Here is an 18,154-nt window from a genome sequence, read left to right as displayed (position 1 = left end):
GGCGAAAGGATTCCTCCCGCCCCGCGCATTATCAGAACTGCAGTGCCGGGCAGCTGTCGTTCTCGTAGTAGCTTACAACATTGATGTCGCCGTTGATGATACCCTTGCGGGCTTCGTCCACAGCGTCGCTCATGCGAACCGAAACAAGTTCTTTGTTGTTTTCATCCATGGCAACGCCGACACCATCTTCGGCCAGACCCATGGTGAACACGCCGGTTTCTACACCGTCGCCTGCTTTCATCGCTTCATAAACGGCAACGTCCACACGTTTCAGCATCGAAGTCAGCACTTTGCCTGGATGCAGGTGATTCTGGTTGCTGTCCACGCCGATCGACAGGATGCCTTCGTCAGCTGCAGTCTGCAGAACGCCAACGCCGGTTCCGCCGGCCGCGGCATAAATCACGTCAGCACCCTGGCTGATCTGTGCTTTCGTAAGCTCCGAACCCTTTACGGGATCGTTCCAGGCAGCAGGAGTTGTGCCAGTCATGTTTGCAACAACGTTAATGTCCGGATTCACAGCCTTCGCGCCTTGGGCATAGCCGCAGCCAAAATGGCGAATCAAAGGAATGTCCATGCCTCCGATAAAGCCAACGGTGCCAGACTCTGACGCCATGGCGGCCATCATGCCGACTAGGTAAGACCCTTCATGCTCGGCGAAGCCAATCTGGCGGATGTTTGGAGCGTCCAGCCAAGTCACGTCAACAGCGACGAATTTGGTGTCCGGGTAATCACTGGCGACAGCGGTCAAAGCGTCAGCGATACCGAACCCCATGGTGATGATCGGGTTTGCACCGGATTCCGCAAAACGGCGCAGAGCCTGTTCGCGCTGCGGTTCTGCCTGAATTTCGATTTCCAGATACTTGCCACCGGTTTCATTCGCCCAACGCTGTGCGCCGTTATAGGCAGCCTCGTTGAATGACTTGTCGAACTTGCCGCCCAGGTCAAAGATCACCGCCGGATCGGCCAAAGCCGCTCCAGCTGACAATGCGACCGCGGCGGCAGCACCCATCAAGGATTTCATCAGGGTCATTTCAGTCTCCCAATTTATTTTGTTGGCACAGGGTCAGATTAGCCCCGTTTACCCACTTTTAGCGAGCATAACTGTTGTGATGGCGGGTATTAAGGGGGTTTGCAACCATCATGGTCAACTGATTTCTGACCAAATGGTCTAAAAAATGCTGGATTGCCGTTAGGGCAGGCAACATTCCATTGCCAGTGCGTCAACTTTTAAGCCCGTTTCGCGCGAATAATAGCCTTTGCGCAGGCCGCACTGCCGATAGCCGCATCGACTGTACAAAGCGATGGCTGCGGTGTTATCGGCCGCAACGTCCAGAAAGGCACGCGTTGCCTGCAAAACGATCGCCTGATCATGCCATTTATGCATGAGTCGAAGCGCAAACCCCCGTCGTTGAACCGACGGGTGAGTCGCAATTGTCAACAGCTCAGCTTCACCTGCAATCACCTGAAACAGCGCAAAGCACTGGATATTTCCGACGGCATGAGTGAATCGGTTTTCCAGAAGAGCGGCAAATTCATCTGCTGTCCATGGGCGCGACTGCGAAAACGCAGCGGCATGGGTAGATGCCATCTCGTGCGGTGTCATTCGTCCAACAATACCGGGGGTTGATCGCGGGACGGGGCCGCGTCTGCGGGCCTGACATACAAAGGTGCCGGAGGCGCGCTGACAGTGCGCCAGTGCCGCGCGGCCAGCCGGGCAATGGCTTGTGTTTGCAAGGCAGGGTCAGAGCAGAAAAACAACGGCTCGCCGAGTTCGGCTTCAGCCTTAGGCATTAGACAAGGATCATTTCCCGACATTTGTATGTATACCTGATCACGCGGGGCAGGGATGGCCGGTACCTGACCGTCTTCCGCCAGTTCACTCAAGGTATCAAACCCTGAGACCCCAACCGCAGGGACATCAAGACCCAATGCTAATCCCCGCGCTGCAGAGACTGAAATGCGTATGCCGGTAAAATTGCCTGGACCGATTCCAACGCCGATTGCGTCCAGATCAGCCCAAACACATCCAGCTTCAGCCAGCACTTCTTCCAGCAGCGGCATCAAGCGTTCAGCCTGACCGCGAGACATGGCTTCGGCGCGGGAAGTCACAATCTTGTCGTCACGCAACAAAGCGGCCGCGCAATGCGCGGCCGATGTATCAAATGCCAGAATCGTCGGGTCAGACGGCAACAGGGCGAACCTCGGTCACTTCCGGAATATAGTGGCGCAGAAGGTTCTCGATACCCATCTTCAGGGTCAACGTCGAAGACGGGCAACCTGCGCAGGCACCCTGCATGTGCAGATAGACCACGCCGCGATCAAATCCGTGGAATGTGATGTCGCCACCATCCTGCGCGACAGCAGGACGCACGCGGCTGTCCAGTAAATCTTTGATCTGGTTGACGATTTCCGCGTCCTCACCAGAGTGCTCGGCATGGCCCGAGGCTGCAACAGCATCTGCGCCCATGACCGGCTGGCCGGATTGATAGTGCTCCATCACCGCGCCCAGAATGGCCGGTTTGATGTGGTCCCACTGGACGTCATCCGATTTGGTTACGGTGACAAAATCATTGCCAAAGAACACACCAGTCACACCGTTAACAGCAAAGATTCGTTTGGCCAGAGGGGATTTTTCACCCGCACCCGCGGTGGGGAAATCCGCTGTTCCAGCCTCAAGCACCGTCTGGCCGGGCAGGAATTTCAACGTGGCCGGGTTAGGGGTGGATTCGGTCTGGATGAACATAAGGGCGCTCCGTCTGATATGCGTCTGATATGCGCGCAGGCGCACGGGAAGTCAAGATTTGGAACGATTCTAAATTGTCAAGGCGTAGTCTATTGCGTCGTCCAGACGGTCGTCGCCCCAGAAAAGCTCCTCCCCGGCCAGAAAACTCGGTGCGCCAAACAGATCGAGTGACTTGGCGTGGGCTGTTTGTTCGAACAAGGCCTCTTTGATATCCGTGTCCCGTGCGCGCTTCATCACACTGGTTGGTAATCCTGCCGTCTCGAGACATGCGATTAGAACGCTATCGTCAGAGATATCTTGCCCGGCGCCGAATTCAGCGCAATACACGGCTCGAACAAACGCCGCACGATCCTTGTTGTTGTCAAGGGCTAAGGCCAGACGCGCGGCTTTGAGCGAGTTTTGAGGGAACGGATCAGGCCGTACAAATGGCAGCCCGCGCGCTTGACACAGGCGTTCCATGTCGCGCCACATGTACCGCCCCTTGGCTGGATAGATGTTGAACGGTGAGTTGTGCCACCCCTGATCCGCGAAAATCGGCCCCAGCAGAAAAGGTTGCCATTCGACGGAAACACCCTTTTCCCGCGCGGCTGCGTCGATCCGCATTGCACTGAGGTAGGAATAGGTCGAGGCGAATTCGAACCAGAACTGAATCGTTTTCGCCATCGGCAATCCTCAGGTAATCTCTTCCAGCTTTTCCTTGCTCAGATCACCTGGAACGATCGTGATCGGGATTGGCAGGCTGCCTGAGTTCTTTGTCAGCTGTGTTACCAACGGGCCGGGACCTTTCTTGTCGGTGCCCGCGCCTAGGACAAGAACGCCGATTTCGGGATCGGACTGGACATGTTCGATGATCTGCGGCACCGGATCACCTTCGCGAATGGCCAGTTCGGGTTCCACGTTTTGTTTGTCGCGCATCCATTTGGCAAACACTTCGAAATGCGCGTGAATGCGCTCGCGGGCTTCTTCACGCATGGTTTCGGCCACACCGATCCAGTGGTTGAATTCGTCAGGCGGAATGACAGAAAGGACAGTCACGCCACCACCGGTATGAGCAGCCCGCATCGCGGCAAACCGCATTGCGTTCAGGCATTCGCGGCTGTCATCCAGAACAACTAGGAACTTACGCATGGGTATCCTCTTCAATTTTAAGGGATCATGCCCGAGCGATCGCGTGCTGGCAACTCGGACACGTCATAAGCGCTGTGCTAGCGTTCGCTTGCAGCCCAATCCCAATAAAGCTCACGGGCTCGGCGGGCAATAGGGCCAACCTGAAATTGCGTGTCCTCCAAGGCAGTTACCGGTGTCACCTTGCTCATGTTGCCTGACATAAATACCTCATCGGCCTGGTGAAAATCGTCAAAACTCAACACCGTTTCGTGGATCGTGACACCGTCTTCTCGCAGGTTTTTTATATGTCGGGCCCGTGTGATGCCGGCCAAAAACGTGCCGTTAGGGATTGGGGTAAAAACCTCGCCATCCTTGACCATGAAAATATTGGCCGTCGCCGTTTCGGCCACGTGGCCCATCGCGTCGGCGACCAAAGCGTTAGCAAAACCCTTGGATCGCGCTTCTTGCAGCATGCGGGCGTTGTTAGGGTAAAGACACCCGGCCTTGGCGTTTACCACGGCGCTTTCCAGAACAGGACGGCGGAAGCGCGTGGTTGAAAGCGTTACCGAGGCCGTTTCGGGAGCCATCGGGATTTCTTCCAGACAGATTGCAAAACCCGTGCTGTTTTCCTGCGGGACAATTGCCGTGCTGTCACCATCGATCCCCCAGTACATCGGGCGGATGTAAACGGCTGTGTCAGGGCTGTAGGCCTGCAACCCTTCGTGCACCAGTTCAACCATCTGTTCGGTTCCCATGGTCGGCGTCAGCATCAACGCCTCGGCCGACCGGTTCACCCGTGCGCAGTGCGCGTGCAAATCAGGGGCTACCCCGTCGAAATACCGCGCGCCATCAAAGACCGAAGACCCCAGCCAGGCACCGTGATCTGCCGCACGCATGATGGGCGCGTCCCCCTCATGCCACTGGTCTTGAAAATAGGTCCGGATGTTCTTGCCGGTTGCCATGACGCCCTCCTCTAATTCAGGCAAACCCTAGGAGGGCGTCAGGCGAAGGTCCAGTGCAATCAGCGTGATGCTGATCCAACCATGCCCACGATTTCGTAGGTCTTTTGCAGGATCGGAGCTGCGATCTCGCGAGCGCGTTCGGCCCCACGGGCCAGAATACGATCAATCTCGGCCTGATCAGACATCAGACGTGACATCTCGGACGAGATCGGGGCCAGTTTCGCCACCGCCAGATCTGCCAGCAGCGGTTTGAAGTCACCGAACTGCTTGCCGCCGACTTCTGCCAATACCTGTTCGACACTTTGATCATTCAAGGCCGCATAGATATTGACGAGGTTGCGCGCCTCGGGGCGATCCTCCAGACCGTCAACATCCGACGGCAGCGCATCAGGGTCAGTCTTAGCCTTGCGGATTTTCTTGGCAATCGCGTCAGCATCGTCGGTCAGGTTGATCCGGCTCATATCCGAAGGATCTGATTTCGACATCTTCTTGGATCCGTCCCGCAGGCTCATGACGCGGGTGGCCGCACCTTCGATCACCGGCTCGGTAACGGGAAAGAAATCGACACCAAAATCGTTGTTGAACTTGATGGCGATATCGCGGGTCAGCTCCAGATGCTGTTTCTGGTCTTCACCGACCGGTACATGGGTTGCGTGATAGATCAGAATATCAGCTGCCATCAGGGCTGGATAGGCAAAGAGGCCCAGCGATGCGTTTTGCTGGTTCTTTCCTGCCTTGTCTTTCCACTGAGTCATCCGCTGCATCCAGCCCATCCGCGCGACGCAGTTAAAAATCCAGGCCAATTGCGCGTGTTCCGGCACCTGACTTTGATTGATCAAGATCGACTGTTCAGGATCGATGCCTGCCGCGATGAAGCCAGCGCATAGCTCACGGGTGTTGTGTGTCAGTGCAGCGGGGTCTTGCCAGACAGTGATCGCGTGCAGATCGACCATGCAATAGATGGTTTCGAACTCTGCACCCTGCATATCCACAAAGCGCTTCATCGCGCCCAGATAATTGCCCAGGGTCAGCCCGCCCGAAGGCTGGATGCCGGAAAACACGCGCGGCGTGAACTGGGTCTCGGTCATCAAAGGGAACTCCCGTCTGGAAAAATCAGCCCCCGTCGCTTACCCATGAGGCAAAGGGACGTCAACAGCCGCGAAAGGCCAGCCCAATGAGCAGTGAGCATTACACACCCGCCGTGAACCCTTTGCCACCCGTTGTTGTGGCGCTGGTTCTGTTCATCATTGGTATTGAACTGGCCTTCACGCTGGGGTTGCGCGGCCTGATCGGAGGGCCTGAAGCGGTCGGCTGGCGTCTGGATGCGATACAAAACTATGCCTTCTCTGCGGATATTTTCGACTGGATGGTGCTGAACGGGCGTTGGCCGTTCGAGCATGTGATCCGGTTCGTCACCTATCCGTTTGTCTCGGCCAATTTCACGCAGGCGATATTTGTCTGTGTTTTCGTTCTGGCCATGGGCAAGATGGTCGGTGAAGTGTTTGGCGGCTTTCCCATGCTGCTGATCTTCGTCGTCTCGGGGATCGGGGGCGCATTGGCCTATGCCGTTTTGCTGGACCCTCGCTATCCCCTTATCGGTGGGTTTCCACCTGTCTATGGGCTGATCGGCGCTTTTACGTGGTTACTGTGGCGCAAACTGTCGTTGGTTGGTGCAAATCAAGCGCGGGCGTTTCAACTGATCGCTGTGCTGATGGGTATTCAGTTCCTGTTTGGCCTGATCTTCGGCGGCAACTGGGAATGGGTAGCAGATTTGGGTGGGTTTACCACTGGCTTTGGCGTGTCCTTTCTGGTGGCACCGGGAGCCTGGGCCCGGATCGTCGGGCGTATACGTCGCGATTGATCAGGAACGACGCAACGCGCGTTTGAACTCTGACAGTTTGAATGCGCCCAAGACATGACCCAGACAGAAATAGGAGGCGGCGGCGACCATGATGAGGATCAAAAGCGCCAGATAGCGCCAACCTGGAATCTGCAGTGTCCAACCGAAGAAGTGGATCACTGCAAACAGCACCACCCCCATCCCGACCGAAGCAAGCACGATCCGGCCTGCGCGTGTCCTGAAACGGTCATCGAACCGCGCTTCTTCCCCCATGTTGCGCGCGCCAAGAGCCAGCAGAGCGACCATCGCCCAGCCCGCCGTTGACGCAGCAATGGCTGGAGCAATCCAACCGACCAGCGGGAAAAGGCCAAACGCCAAAACCGCGTTCACGACCATTGCCACAACGGCATAGTGGAACGGAGAACGTGTATTCTCACGGGCGAAATACAGCGGTTGCAGTAGCTTTTGCAGCATGAAAGCAGGCAAGCCGATGCCATAGATCGCGACCGCCAGCGCCGTGGCGGCGGTATCCTCGGCGCTGAACTGACCACGCTCGAACAGGACTGAGACCAGCGGGTTCGGGATGATCAGGAACGCCACGGTCGACGGCAGTGTCAGCAGCAACATGAATTCCCCGGCGCGGGAAAAGGCGTTACGAGCCCCTTCTTTGTCGTCCGCGCGCAGGCGGCGCGACAGGTCGGGCAGCAGAACAATGCCTATGGCGATTCCGACCACGCCCAGCGGAAGTTGGTACAGGCGATCTGCAGCAAACAACCAACTCACGGCTTTTTCCGTTTTTGAGGCCACCAATTGGCCAACCACCAGATTGACCTGTGTAACCCCCATAGCCAAAGCGGCCGGGACCGCGATGCGGACCATCCGGCGCATCTCGGGCGACAGGCGTGGCAGGCTGGGGCGGATGCGGATGCCAGCACGCTCCGTCGCCGCCCAAACCAAGGCCAATTGTGCGACACCGGCAGCCGGAATGACCGAGATCAGCCATCGTATCACTTCACCGCCGGACATGGCCCCGGCGATCAGCGCGGTGCAGGCAAAGATGTTCAGCAGAACTGGTGCTGCCGCCGCTGCCGCGAACCGGCCGGTCGCGTTCAGGACACCGGAAAACAGCGCTGCCAGAGACATGAACAGGATATATGGGAACACGACATACCCATAATCCACGGCCAGATCGAACCGCTCATCGCCATAGAACCCTTCGGCCGTCAGCCACACAAGGCCGGGCATGAACACCATGGCCAGCCCGACGAGCGCCAGAACCGCCACTGCCAGCAGGCTGAACGCGTCCTGCGCGAACCCCTGCGGGTTCTCGTCCGCTTCCAGCCGTTTTGAGAACATCGGCACAAAGGCCGCGTTAAAAGCGCCTTCCGCGAAGAAGCGGCGGAACATGTTCGGCAGGCGAAAGGCCGCAACAAAGGCGTCCATCACCGGCCCGGGACCGACGAAGGCGGTCAACAGAATTTCCCGTAGGAACCCCAGAATTCGACTGGCGAGCGTCCAGAAGCCGACCGTGAACAGGCCCGAAAACAACCGGATTTGCTTCATGAGGCCGCACGCTCGGCGCCTTCGGTGATCGCTTTGCGCAGTTTCGCCTCAAGCCCGCGCTGTTTGCTTTCCGAATGGTACTTCAGGCCGAACATGTCCTTGACATAAAACGTATCGACCACCTGTTCGCCATAGGTCGCGATCACGGCATTGGCGATGTAAACATTCGCTGCGGCAAGGGTCCGGGTCAAATCGAACAGCAGACCGGGACGGTCACGGGTGTCCACTTCGATGATCGTGTAGATCTCAGAGCCTTCGTTGTCGAAAGTGATATGCGTCGGCACGTTGAAGGCACGTTCACGTTTCTTGATTTTGTCGCGTGACTTCAGCGCTTCTTTGGCTACCACTTCTCCGCGCAGCGTCTTGTGGATCATCTGCGTCAGACGTGGCAGGCGCGAGGCTTCAAAAGGGTGCCCTTCGGCGTCCTGAATCCAGAACGCATCGGTCACGTAACCGTCTTTTGTAGTATAGCTGCGAGCGTCCACCACATTTGCGCCAACCAAGGCCAGCGCGCCGGCAATACGGGCAAAAATACCGGGATGATCGCCCATAGCAAAACAGGCTCGCGTTGCGTCACGATCCTCATCCGGTTCAAGGCGAATCTCCATCGCGCCGGGGTCGCCGCTTTGTTCCAGCGCACGCAACATGTCCGCAAACTCGACATGTGTTGCCAGATTCAGACCCTGCCAATACGGGTCATAGTGGCGCCCCGTCTCGGATTTGAGGTCGGCCTTGGACCAGGCCGCCAATTCGGCGCGCAGGGCCTTCTTTGCCTCGGCCCCGCGATTGGCGCGGTTGAGGTCCTCCATCCCGGTTTCCAGCGCGCGCTTGGTTTCCGCGTGAAGAGCGCGCAACAGCGTGGCTTTCCAGTTGTTCCAGGTGTTCGGCCCCACGCCGCGAATGTCGCAGACGGTCAGAACGGTCAATAAATCCAGCCGTTTGACGGTTTGAACCGCTTTGGCAAAATCGCGCACTGTACGGGGATCTGAAATGTCCCGCTTTTGTGCCATATCGGACATGAGCAGGTGGTAGCGCACCAGCCATTCGACTGTTTCTGAATCCGCTTTGTTCAGGCCCAATCGTGGCGCCACTTTACGCGCGATCTGTGCCCCAAGGATCGAGTGATCTTCGGGTCGCCCTTTCGCGATATCATGCAGCAGCAGGGCGACATACAGAACTTTGCGATTTACCCCGCCGTCCAGAATTGAAGAGGCGAGAGGCAAGGATTCAATCAACTCTCCGCGTTCGATCTGGGCCAGATTTACGATGCACTGGATGGTATGTTCGTCCACCGTATAGCTGTGGTACATATTGAACTGCATCATCGCTACGATGTGCTCGAACTCGGGCAGGAACGCGGACAGTACCCCCAGTTCGTTCATCCGCCGCAATGCCCGCTCCGGATTGCCATGTTTCAGCATTAAATCCAGAAAGATACGCCGCGCCTCTTTGTCATTACGCATTTCATCGTCGATCAAATGCAGATTTGCGGTCACCAGACGCATGGCATCCGGATGGATCAACATTCCGGTACGCAAACCTTCCTCGAACAGGCGCAGAAGGTTCACTTTGTCAGACAGGAATTTGTCCGGGTCTCCAACGTCAAGACGACCGTGAACCACTTTGTAACCTGCTTTCACCCGTCGGCGCCTGCGGAAAATGCGCTCCAGCAATGGCGCGCCCTTCATGTGCAGCGCCTCAAGCTTTGTCAGAAATATCCGCGTCAGTTCGCCCACGCGTGTGGCTTCGCGGAAATAGCGTTGCATGAACACCTCGACCGCGCGGCGACCAGCGCGATCCTCATAGCCCATGCGCGCCGCAACCTCGACCTGCATGTCAAAAGTCAGCTGTTCGGTGGCGCGGCCTGTCACCAGATGCAGATGCGAACGAACAGCCCAGAGGAACTCTTCGGCCTGAACGAATGTTTTGAACTCATCAGGTGTAAACAGGCCCAAAGGCACAAGCTCGGCGACATCCTGAACACCGTAGACGTATTTTGCGATCCAATAGAGCGATTGGAGGTCGCGAAGACCGCCCTTGCCCTCTTTGACGTTGGGTTCAACCTTATAGCGTTCACCTTGTTTCAGGTGCCGCTCGTCACGTTCGTTCAATTTGGCTTCGATGAACTCGCGCTCGGTTCCTTTGAACAGGTCCGTTTTCAACCGTTGCTCAAGTTCGCCGGCCAGCGCCTTGTCGCCCGCAAGATAGCGCTGCTCCAGCATTGCCGTGCGAATTGTGAAATCCTCGGCACCCAGCCGCAGGCAGTCTTTGATCGTGCGTGATGCATGCCCGACCTTCAACCGCAGATCCCACAGGATATAGAGCATCGATTCGATGACGCTCTCGGCCCAGGCAGTAATTTTGTACGGGGTGAGAAACAGCAGATCGACGTCAGAAGACGGTGCCATTTCTCCGCGCCCGTACCCGCCAACGGCCAAAACAGCGATCTTTTCACCCTGTGTTGGCGTTGCAAGCGGATGCAGGCGCGAGCTGGAGACCAGCATTGCAGTCCCGACCAGTTGATCCGTCAGGTAGGTATAAGAACGAGTCAGCGCGCGCGCATCGAAGGGACGCTCGCTGAAGGCATCGGCAATGGCTTTACGGCCGGTTTTTTGAGCGTCGCGTAGAATGCGCACCGTTTCAGAGCGCATTTTACCATTGTCAGAGCACGTCTCGAAGGCCTCAGCCAGCGCATCATTGACGCTGACGCTGTCAAAGATGCTTTCGGCAGGGCAAATCAGAGCGCCTTCAGGCGCCATAGGCATGCCCGATCGCTCAGAAACCGGCACCAGAGAAGCTTTGTGGGGCAGGGTCAATCACAACCACCTGTTTATTCTGAATCGTCGCTACGGCCAGGCCGCGTTCGTTGGTGCCGTCCGGACGCAGGCGGAAGATGCCTCCAACGCCCTGGAAACCGGCACTCTGAGTCAGGGCAGCACCTGTCAGGGCATCAGACTTGCCTTGACTGACCAAAGCGCCGATAGCCGCTATGCCGTCATAGGCCAGACCACTGATCGGGTGAGGCGCTTCACCATAAGTCGCGTTATACCGTTGACGATAGGCTTGTGCCTTGGACGGGTCGGGTAGGGCGAACCATCCCCCCTGCACACCCGGCAATTCCAGCGTTTGCGGTGGGATATCCCAACGCGTCAGACCTATGAACTGTGTCGTCGTCGGAGAAACGCCAGCTTCAGGCAGCAATTGCGAGAACAGCGGCAAAGCACCCGCCGTTGTTGCCGTCATGAAAATTGAATCCGCCCCGGTCGAATCAACGGTGGCTTTGATGGTAGGAACCGAGTTTATGACACCCTGTTGCGACCGCTCGTATCCAACCGTTCCCGCATTGTTGACTCGGCTGTTTGCCAGCGCATTGGCGATGGCAGATTGACCCAGTTGCCCCGCAGAGTCATTGCTGTGCACGATAACTGTGTTTGTCTTGCCTTGCCGGCCCGCATAATTGACCAGCCGGTTGGCTGTGTTGTCAAAGGTCGGTCCCAGCACAAAGACGTTGCCGCCCGCAATGCTGGTGTTGTTCGAGAAAGAAAGAACATTGACGTTCTTGTTCAGTACCGCCAACCCAGCAGCATTTGCCGCCTGCGCGTATACGGGGCCGACAATGATTTTAGCCCCTTCCGCGACAGCCTGCTGTGCTACGGCTGTTGCCGTGCTCGGATTCCCCGCCGTATCGTACACACGCAGGTCGATTTTAACGTTGGGCAGGTCGGACATCGCCAGACGGGCTGCATTCTCAAGGCTCTGCGCCAGCGCGGCGTCGCCCGAGCGAGGAACCAGCAATGCGACTGGGACAGGATTCGACGTGTCGATCGAGGGTCCGCCCCCAAGGCCACCCGGCTCACAGGCGGCCAGAAACGCCGCGGTTGTCAGGGCAGCGGCGGCTTTCGCCAGCTTGCTTACGGGCTTGCAAACGGTAAACATCTAAATGAAAACTCCCTGGTCCGGCGGCTGTGAATGCTTCTGTTCTGTCGAGCCGCGATAATAAACGTCACGCTGTGAGGGTCCAGCTTTGAATTTCCAAAAGATCAGATTGGCTGCGGGCCTGTATTTTGTTGCCACTCCGATCGGAACCGCGCGCGATATTACGCTCAGGGCGCTGGATGTTCTGGCCTCGGCAGATGTGATTGCGGCCGAAGATACCCGTAGCCTGCGCCGGTTGATGGAGATTCATGGCATCCCGCTGGAGGGCCGCCGGATCCAAGCTTACCATGACCACAGTGGAGCGGGTGCACGCGGCAAGCTTATGGATGCGCTGGCGCAGGGGCAATCTGTTGCCTACGCGTCGGAGGCCGGTATGCCGCTAATTGCCGATCCGGGCTATGATCTGGGAAAGCAGGCGGCTGAGGCCGGGCATACGGTTACCTGCGCCCCCGGCGCATCCGCCGCCATAACGGCGCTGACCTTGGCGGGCCTGCCAACAGATTCATTCTTTTTCGCAGGTTTCTTGCCCAATGCATCAGGCGCACGCCGGACCCGGATTGAGGCGTTGAAAAACATACCAGGCACCTTGGTGTTCTATGAATCCCCGAAACGCGTGTCGGCCAGCCTTGCAGATCTTGCCGAATGCCTGGGGGCAGATCGTCAGGCGGCTTTGTGTCGTGAACTGACGAAAAAGTTCGAAGAAATTCGTCGTGGAAGCCTGGCCGATCTGGCGGCAGAAATTCAGGAAAACCCGGTGAAGGGCGAAGTGGTTCTGCTGGTGGACCGCAGTCATTCGCAAAGCGTTAACGAATCCGACGTAGAAGAGGCTTTGAAGCGAGCTTTGGAAACCCACTCGGTCAGGGATGCAGCGGATCTTGTGTCAGAAATGTATGATCTGCCGCGGCGTCCGATTTACCAGAAAGCTCTGAAACTGGGAAAGGGATGACATGGGTCGTCGGGCTACTCAGGGAACGGTCTCATATCACGCAGGGCAAGCGGCTGAGATTCGGGTTGCAACAGATTACGAACGGCGGGGTTATTCCATCGCGCATAGGCGCTGGCGTGGCGCGGCCGGGGAAATCGATCTGATCGCGCGAAGCGACAGTGGGCTTGTGTTCATCGAAGTCAAGAAAAGCGCCAGTTTCGAAAGCGCCGCTGCCCGGATCAGCCAAAGACAAATTGACCGAATCTATGCCTCAGCCGCGCAATTCCTGGAAAACGAACCAAACGGACAACTGACCAATGTCCGCTTTGACGCGGCGCTTGTGGATGGTTCTGGCGCGGTGCAAATCATCGAAAACGCCTTCGGTCACGCCTAAGCCCCATTGAACCCTCAGGCCTGCTGGGCCATGTATCTGGCGTGAAACTGAGGGACACGCCATGAAAATCGCCTTTCAAATGGACCCAATCGGGGCCGTGGACATCAACGCCGACAGCTCATTCCGTCTGGCGGAAGAGGCGCAGGTACGCGGGCATTCGCTGTTTTTCTACGGGCCGGATCAACTGGCCTATCAGGAGGGCCGCATCACCGCACGTGGCCATGACATGACCGTCCAGCGGGTTGCAGGCGATCCGGCCGTTTTGGGCCCGGAGCGCGAAGTTGATCTGGCTGATTTCGATGTGGTCTGGTTGCGGCAGGACCCTCCGTTCGACATGCACTACATCACGTCGACGCACTTGTTGGATCGTCTCAAGGGGCAGGCGCTGGTGATCAACGACCCGTTCTGGGTGCGCAACTATCCGGAAAAACTGTTGGTGCTGGACTTCCCCGACCTGACCCCGCCGACGACGATTGCCCGAGATCTGCAGACAATCAAATCGTTCAAGGAAAAACACGGCGATATCATCCTAAAGCCACTTTATGGCAATGGCGGCGCAGGCGTGTTCCGGCTGGATGCCAGTGACCGCAACCTGACCTCTCTGCATGAGTTGTTCACAGGGTTCTCGCGTGAGCCGCTGATCGTGCAGAAATTCCTGCCGGATGTCAGCAATGGCGACAAACGGGTGATTCTGGTGAATGGTGACCCGGTTGGCGCAATCAACCGGATTCCGGCCGCAGGTGAAACGAGGTCGAATATGCATGTGGGTGGACGTCCGGAAAAGACAGGGTTATCTGACCGTGATCTTGAGATCTGTGCTGCTATAGGCCCTCTGCTGAAAGAAAAAGGTCAGATTTTTGTCGGGATCGACGTTATTGGCAATTACCTGACCGAGATCAACGTAACCTCGCCCACCGGCATTCAGGAGCTTGAACGGTTCGACGGTGTCAACATTGCCGAGAAAATTTGGCAGGCGATTGAAGCCAAAGTTTAAGCCATGACCCGGGCGCTGATGCGAAAGCTCAGCGCCTCGGCAACATGTGGCCTGCGAATGTCGGCTGCGCCATCCAGATCGGCGATGGTGCGCGCCACCCTCAGAATACGGTGAAAAGCGCGGGCCGACAGGCCGAACCGATCTGCCGCTTTCAGCAGTACCTCTTTCCCCTCGGCGTCGGGTGAGGCGATCTCTTCCAGAACCTTGCCTTCTGCATCTGCATTTTGACGCAGGTGCGGGGTGTCTCGAAACCGGTTCGCTTGAACGGTGCGGGCGTTTTCTACGCGTGCGGCAACTGTTGCCGAACAGTCGCCGGATGGGGGGAGATCAAGGTCAGTGAACCCCACGGGTGGCACTTCGATCCGCAGGTCGAATCTGTCCATTAAAGGGCCTGAGATGCGGTTCAGGTAATCCTCGCCACAGCCGGGTGCGCGCGAGCAGGCGCGGGACGGATCGGTCAGGTAGCCGCACTTACAGGGGTTTGCAGCAGCCACCAGCATAAAGCGGCAGGGATATTTTACATGAGCGTTGGCGCGCGCCACCATGACTTCTCCGGTTTCAATTGGTTGGCGCAAGGTTTCCAAAACGGTACGCGGAAACTCAGGAAACTCATCCATGAACAGCACACCGTTATGGGCCAATGAGATTTCACCCGGTTTAGCTCCTTTGCCGCCACCGACGATAGCTGCCATAGAGGCCGTGTGGTGCGGTTCACGAAAAGGCCGGGTGCGGTTGATACCCCCTTCGTCCAGCAACCCGCACAAAGACTGGATCATCGAAGTTTCCAAAGCTTCGACTGCCGTCAGCGGGGGCAAGATGCCCGGAAGTCGCGCCGCCAACATGGATTTGCCCGAACCCGGTGTGCCGATCATGATCAGATGGTGACGCCCGGCTGCAGCGATTTCCAAAGCGCGTTTGGCGCGTTCCTGCCCTTTTACATCGCGCAGATCCCGCGTGCTGGGCGTCAGGTTTACCTCTCCGGGTTGTGCTGCCGGTAAAGGTGACTGGCCTGAAAAATGGCGGACGACATCGCCCAGAGAACCCGCGCCGATCACTTGCGTGGCATCGACCCACGCCGCTTCGGCGCTCGAGGCTTTGGGGCAAAGCAACATGCGATCGTCAGATGCAGCCGTCATGGCGGCGGGCAGGGCGCCGACAACGGGCACCAGAGAGCCATCGAGCGATAACTCTCCCAGTGCAACTGTTCCTTCGGCGGCGTCGGCTGGGATGATTTCAAGCGCGGATAACAGTGCGACCGCGATGGGCAGGTCGAAATGGCTGCCCTCCTTGGGCAAGTCGGCGGGGGACAGGTTGATGGTAATTCGTTTCGAAGGTAGCGCGATAGCCATGGCGCTCAACGCGCTTCGGATACGGTCCCGCGCTTCGGATACGGCTTTGTCAGGCAGGCCCACGATTGAAAACGCCGGAAGGCCGGGAGAGACAGCACATTGCACTTCGACCGGGCGGGCATCGACCCCTTGAAAGGCAACAGTGTGGGCGCGGGCGACCATGGCAGTCCTGTTCTTGGTTAACAGGACGTTGCTGACATGGTTGTGGTTTAAGAGTCGTTAACGGCCGCGCGCAATACAGCGAATTTGGGCCATGCGTCGGGGTCGGCGACGGTTTTGTCGCGGCAGAACGGGTTGCAGAACCCCCAGCATTTGCCGTCCAGTTCCAGAAAATCCGCAACTGGTTTGCCGGAATAAGGACATGCGTTGTTGATTGATGGGCCGGGCACCGGTTTGGCGCTGGACACCCCTCCGATCGGCCATGGCTCGGACGGCAAGTCTTGGGAATAGGGGAAGGGGTCGTATTGAACGGTCAGGCCCATTGCGCGCCATTGTCTTACGGTGGGATCTGACAGCAAGTTCAGACAATAGGCCCGGCTCGCCCCTGACACTGGCAGCCCATACCCGATGATCCGTGCCGCCACAGGTGTGTAGAAAACGTCCGCCAGTGAGTAAGCGCCAAACAATGGGCCTTGTTCTGCACCTGATATTTCGCGCGCGTGGGCCCAGAGCGTTTCGATCCGAGCGAGATCTGCCAAAGTTTCATCTGACGGTGTGAAATCCCGCCACATGTGCAGCAATTGCATTGGGCATTCACCTCGCAAGGCACTAAACCCGGCCACCATCTCGGCGCAGAGCCAGCGGGCGGTCGCCCGGGCTGCGGGATCTGACGGCCACATCCCAGCATCTGGGTGGCGCTCGGCCAGTGTTTCGGCCATGGCCAGACTTTCACCGACGACCGTCCCTTCCGGCAGGCGCAGGGCGGGAACCAGGCGGGCTGGGGCCAGGGACTCCATGTCCTGTCTCATAGTGCCCGAATACAGGCCGATCATGTGGCTGCGGTAGGGCAGGTTGAATTTCTCAAGCATCAACCAGCCGCGCATAGACCAACTGGAGAAGAGGCGGTCGCCGATATACAAATCATAAGTCATACGCAGACGATGCCTCAGGTTCGCAACCCGGTAAAACAGTGATTTGTGCAAGACCTGTTCACGGAAGGTGATTGATCGAGCCGACCGACCAGGCGTCTGCGCCGACCGTGACATCTGTCACCGACAGGTTGTCGATCTGATGCGAAAAAGTCTGTTGCCCATCCAGATCAAGTGCGCGTTGCACCTGAGTGAGGATTACACCGAAATGTGCAACGATCACCAAATCGCGGTCAGTATGCGTGGCGACAAGAGCGTCAATAACGGAATCGACCCTATTGCGGACGTCGTTCCAGCTTTCACCCTGCGGCGGGCGGACATCGCCGGGGTTGTCCCAATACGCAAAAGCCAGATCCGGGTCTTCGGCTTCGATTTCGGCAAAACCGCGCAGCTCCCACCGGCCAAAGTGGATTTCCCGAAGGTCCGGGTGATGAGGCAAGCGTTGGCGTTGGCCTTGTATGGCGGTGGCAGTATCAATTGCGCGCGACAGGTCGGACGAGATCACAATCGCATCAGGCGGTAAATGGTCGTTCAGGCGTTTCAGGGCCGCTGTATCGCTCAGGTCGGCGGGCAGATCGGACCAGCCGACCATGGTTTTTGCATGTGTCGGCCCGTGTCGTACAAGGTGCAGTCGCGTCACGGTAATTGCCCTTTCAGAACCAGAGGCAACCCTGCGGTGACCTGCACTACCAAATTTGCCTGTGCCGCAAGGGCAATGTTCAACCGACCCTGCGCCTCGCGAAACCGGCGGGCCAGGGCGTTGTCCGGGACAATACCGTGACCAACCTCGTTCGAGACCATCACGATCCGGGCCGGGCATGTGCGCAGTGCTTCAAGCAGGGCAGTTTGTGCCGACCCCATATCGGTATCAGTCAGCAGGTGGTTGCTCAGCCACATGGTGGCGCAGTCAATCAGACAAACCTGATCGGGCGTTAACTTGGCCAGAACCGGCCCCAAGTCAAAGGGTTCTTCGACCGTGTGCCAACCGTCGCCACGTTGCTTGAGATGTCGGTCAATTTTCTGACGCATCTCGTCATCAAACACTTGTGATGTCGCAAGGTAAACTCGGCTTTTCCCCGCAGAAACAACCAGTTCTTCGGCGAATGCCGACTTGCCTGACGCGGCCCCACCCAGAACCAAGGTTAAATCCGGCGACACAATTCTTACCTATAGTTGATCCGATTGGTGCTGTTTTGCGTAAAGGTCATAGGTCGGCAAAGCAAGTCCGACCAGCGCCTGCAATCAGGGGAGAG

19 protein-coding genes are annotated in these 18,154 nt (G+C 57.6%); 4 read left to right on the top strand and 15 right to left on the bottom strand.

Features of this window, described 5'->3' with window-relative positions:
- Nucleotides 1-31: 31 nt before the first annotated feature.
- The 8 genes from ACR0K5_RS12065 to trpS form a co-directional block, all read right to left on the bottom strand.
- Complete coding sequence (locus tag ACR0K5_RS12065) at nt 32-1,030, bottom strand: BMP family lipoprotein (protein WP_480629898.1); 999 nt, start codon at nt 1,028-1,030, stop codon at nt 32-34.
- A 159-nt stretch (nt 1,031-1,189) separates the two neighbouring features.
- A complete protein-coding gene (locus tag ACR0K5_RS12060) occupies nt 1,190-1,588 on the bottom strand; it encodes a GNAT family N-acetyltransferase (protein ID WP_480629897.1) in 399 nt (132 codons plus the stop codon).
- An 11-nt stretch (nt 1,589-1,599) separates the two neighbouring features.
- Complete coding sequence (gene tsaB, locus ACR0K5_RS12055; protein WP_480629896.1) at nt 1,600-2,190, bottom strand: tRNA (adenosine(37)-N6)-threonylcarbamoyltransferase complex dimerization subunit type 1 TsaB; 591 nt, start codon at nt 2,188-2,190, stop codon at nt 1,600-1,602.
- Nucleotides 2,180-2,743, bottom strand: a complete 564-nt coding sequence (locus tag ACR0K5_RS12050) for a NifU family protein (protein WP_480629895.1) — start codon at nt 2,741-2,743, stop codon at nt 2,180-2,182. The genes tsaB and ACR0K5_RS12050 overlap by 11 nt, the downstream gene beginning before the upstream one ends.
- A gap of 69 nt (nt 2,744-2,812) precedes the next feature.
- The gene (locus ACR0K5_RS12045; RefSeq protein WP_480629894.1) at nt 2,813-3,406 is read right to left on the bottom strand and encodes a DsbA family protein; all 594 of its coding nucleotides are present in this window, start codon (nt 3,404-3,406) and stop codon (nt 2,813-2,815) included.
- Between the two features lie 9 nt (nt 3,407-3,415).
- A complete protein-coding gene (locus ACR0K5_RS12040) occupies nt 3,416-3,871 on the bottom strand; it encodes a universal stress protein (RefSeq protein ID WP_480629893.1) in 456 nt (151 codons plus the stop codon).
- A 77-nt stretch (nt 3,872-3,948) separates the two neighbouring features.
- On the bottom strand, nt 3,949-4,812 hold the full coding sequence (locus ACR0K5_RS12035) for a branched-chain amino acid aminotransferase (RefSeq protein ID WP_480629892.1): 864 nt from the start codon (nt 4,810-4,812) through the stop codon (nt 3,949-3,951).
- Nucleotides 4,813-4,871: 59 nt separating this feature from the next.
- Nucleotides 4,872-5,900 (bottom strand): tryptophan--tRNA ligase, encoded by a 1,029-nt coding sequence (gene trpS, locus ACR0K5_RS12030; RefSeq protein WP_480629891.1) that lies wholly within the window; start codon nt 5,898-5,900, stop codon nt 4,872-4,874.
- A gap of 86 nt (nt 5,901-5,986) precedes the next feature.
- On the opposite strand from trpS, the gene ACR0K5_RS12025 reads away from it, so the two are divergent.
- On the top strand, nt 5,987-6,673 hold the full coding sequence (locus ACR0K5_RS12025; RefSeq protein WP_480629890.1) for a rhomboid family intramembrane serine protease: 687 nt from the start codon (nt 5,987-5,989) through the stop codon (nt 6,671-6,673).
- On the opposite strand, the gene murJ is transcribed toward ACR0K5_RS12025, so the two are convergent.
- The 3 genes from murJ to ACR0K5_RS12010 are packed head-to-tail and all read right to left on the bottom strand — an operon-like array spanning nt 6,674 to nt 12,151.
- Complete coding sequence (gene murJ, locus ACR0K5_RS12020; RefSeq protein WP_480629889.1) at nt 6,674-8,215, bottom strand: murein biosynthesis integral membrane protein MurJ; 1,542 nt, start codon at nt 8,213-8,215, stop codon at nt 6,674-6,676.
- Nucleotides 8,212-11,031 carry a [protein-PII] uridylyltransferase gene (locus ACR0K5_RS12015; protein ID WP_480629888.1) on the bottom strand — a complete coding sequence of 940 codons (2,820 nt, stop codon included), beginning with the start codon at nt 11,029-11,031 and terminating at the stop codon, nt 8,212-8,214. The genes murJ and ACR0K5_RS12015 overlap by 4 nt, the downstream gene beginning before the upstream one ends.
- Nucleotides 10,991-12,151 (bottom strand): penicillin-binding protein activator, encoded by a 1,161-nt coding sequence (locus ACR0K5_RS12010; RefSeq protein ID WP_480629887.1) that lies wholly within the window; start codon nt 12,149-12,151, stop codon nt 10,991-10,993. Before ACR0K5_RS12010 ends, ACR0K5_RS12015 begins: the two co-directional genes overlap by 41 nt.
- An 88-nt stretch (nt 12,152-12,239) precedes the next feature.
- Here ACR0K5_RS12010 and rsmI point away from each other — a divergent pair, with 88 nt between their 5' ends.
- The 3 genes from rsmI to gshB all read left to right on the top strand — a co-directional run bounded on the left by rsmI (nt 12,240) and on the right by gshB (nt 14,464).
- On the top strand, nt 12,240-13,097 hold the full coding sequence (rsmI, locus tag ACR0K5_RS12005; RefSeq protein WP_480629886.1) for a 16S rRNA (cytidine(1402)-2'-O)-methyltransferase: 858 nt from the start codon (nt 12,240-12,242) through the stop codon (nt 13,095-13,097).
- 1 nt (nt 13,098) lies between these two features.
- Nucleotides 13,099-13,470: a YraN family protein gene (locus ACR0K5_RS12000; RefSeq protein ID WP_480629885.1), complete on the top strand. Its 372-nt coding sequence runs from the start codon at nt 13,099-13,101 to the stop codon at nt 13,468-13,470.
- Between the two features lie 61 nt (nt 13,471-13,531).
- Nucleotides 13,532-14,464 (top strand): glutathione synthase, encoded by a 933-nt coding sequence (gene gshB, locus ACR0K5_RS11995; RefSeq protein WP_480629884.1) that lies wholly within the window; start codon nt 13,532-13,534, stop codon nt 14,462-14,464.
- On the opposite strand, the gene ACR0K5_RS11990 is transcribed toward gshB, so the two are convergent.
- From ACR0K5_RS11990 to cobU, 4 genes are read right to left on the bottom strand one after another with little or no spacing between them, the layout of a single operon-like run.
- Nucleotides 14,461-15,975 carry a YifB family Mg chelatase-like AAA ATPase gene (locus ACR0K5_RS11990; RefSeq protein WP_480629883.1) on the bottom strand — a complete coding sequence of 505 codons (1,515 nt, stop codon included), beginning with the start codon at nt 15,973-15,975 and terminating at the stop codon, nt 14,461-14,463. The genes gshB and ACR0K5_RS11990 overlap by 4 nt on opposite strands.
- A 47-nt stretch (nt 15,976-16,022) precedes the next feature.
- Nucleotides 16,023-16,904, bottom strand: a complete 882-nt coding sequence (locus tag ACR0K5_RS11985) for a glutathione S-transferase (RefSeq protein WP_480629882.1) — start codon at nt 16,902-16,904, stop codon at nt 16,023-16,025.
- A gap of 58 nt (nt 16,905-16,962) precedes the next feature.
- Complete coding sequence (locus ACR0K5_RS11980; protein ID WP_480629881.1) at nt 16,963-17,541, bottom strand: histidine phosphatase family protein; 579 nt, start codon at nt 17,539-17,541, stop codon at nt 16,963-16,965.
- Nucleotides 17,538-18,059, bottom strand: a complete 522-nt coding sequence (cobU, locus tag ACR0K5_RS11975) for a bifunctional adenosylcobinamide kinase/adenosylcobinamide-phosphate guanylyltransferase (protein WP_480629880.1) — start codon at nt 18,057-18,059, stop codon at nt 17,538-17,540. The genes ACR0K5_RS11980 and cobU overlap by 4 nt, the downstream gene beginning before the upstream one ends.
- Nucleotides 18,060-18,154: the final 95 nt, after the last annotated feature.

This window comes from Ruegeria sp. AB9 (assembly GCF_056542585.1).
Note: the sequence above shows the minus strand (reverse complement) of the source record. Positions and strands in the feature narration are given on the sequence as shown.

What these genes read in the sequence shown, in the direction of transcription:
- ACR0K5_RS12010 (WP_480629887.1), bottom strand. Translation starts at nt 12,151, where the DNA reads ATGTTTACCGTTTGCAAGCCCGTAAGCAAGCTGGCGAAAGCCGCCGCT.
- ACR0K5_RS12050 (WP_480629895.1), bottom strand. Translation starts at nt 2,743, where the DNA reads ATGTTCATCCAGACCGAATCCACCCCTAACCCGGCCACGTTGAAATTC.
- ACR0K5_RS12040 (WP_480629893.1), bottom strand. Translation starts at nt 3,871, where the DNA reads ATGCGTAAGTTCCTAGTTGTTCTGGATGACAGCCGCGAATGCCTGAAC.
- ACR0K5_RS12000 (WP_480629885.1), top strand. Translation starts at nt 13,099, where the DNA reads ATGGGTCGTCGGGCTACTCAGGGAACGGTCTCATATCACGCAGGGCAA.
- ACR0K5_RS12060 (WP_480629897.1), bottom strand. Translation starts at nt 1,588, where the DNA reads ATGGCATCTACCCATGCCGCTGCGTTTTCGCAGTCGCGCCCATGGACA.
- murJ (WP_480629889.1), bottom strand. Translation starts at nt 8,215, where the DNA reads ATGAAGCAAATCCGGTTGTTTTCGGGCCTGTTCACGGTCGGCTTCTGG.
- trpS (WP_480629891.1), bottom strand. Translation starts at nt 5,900, where the DNA reads ATGACCGAGACCCAGTTCACGCCGCGCGTGTTTTCCGGCATCCAGCCT.
- ACR0K5_RS12045 (WP_480629894.1), bottom strand. Translation starts at nt 3,406, where the DNA reads ATGGCGAAAACGATTCAGTTCTGGTTCGAATTCGCCTCGACCTATTCC.
- ACR0K5_RS12065 (WP_480629898.1), bottom strand. Translation starts at nt 1,030, where the DNA reads ATGACCCTGATGAAATCCTTGATGGGTGCTGCCGCCGCGGTCGCATTG.
- ACR0K5_RS12025 (WP_480629890.1), top strand. Translation starts at nt 5,987, where the DNA reads ATGAGCAGTGAGCATTACACACCCGCCGTGAACCCTTTGCCACCCGTT.
- gshB (WP_480629884.1), top strand. Translation starts at nt 13,532, where the DNA reads ATGAAAATCGCCTTTCAAATGGACCCAATCGGGGCCGTGGACATCAAC.
- ACR0K5_RS11990 (WP_480629883.1), bottom strand. Translation starts at nt 15,975, where the DNA reads ATGGTCGCCCGCGCCCACACTGTTGCCTTTCAAGGGGTCGATGCCCGC.
- ACR0K5_RS11985 (WP_480629882.1), bottom strand. Translation starts at nt 16,904, where the DNA reads ATGACTTATGATTTGTATATCGGCGACCGCCTCTTCTCCAGTTGGTCT.
- ACR0K5_RS12035 (WP_480629892.1), bottom strand. Translation starts at nt 4,812, where the DNA reads ATGGCAACCGGCAAGAACATCCGGACCTATTTTCAAGACCAGTGGCAT.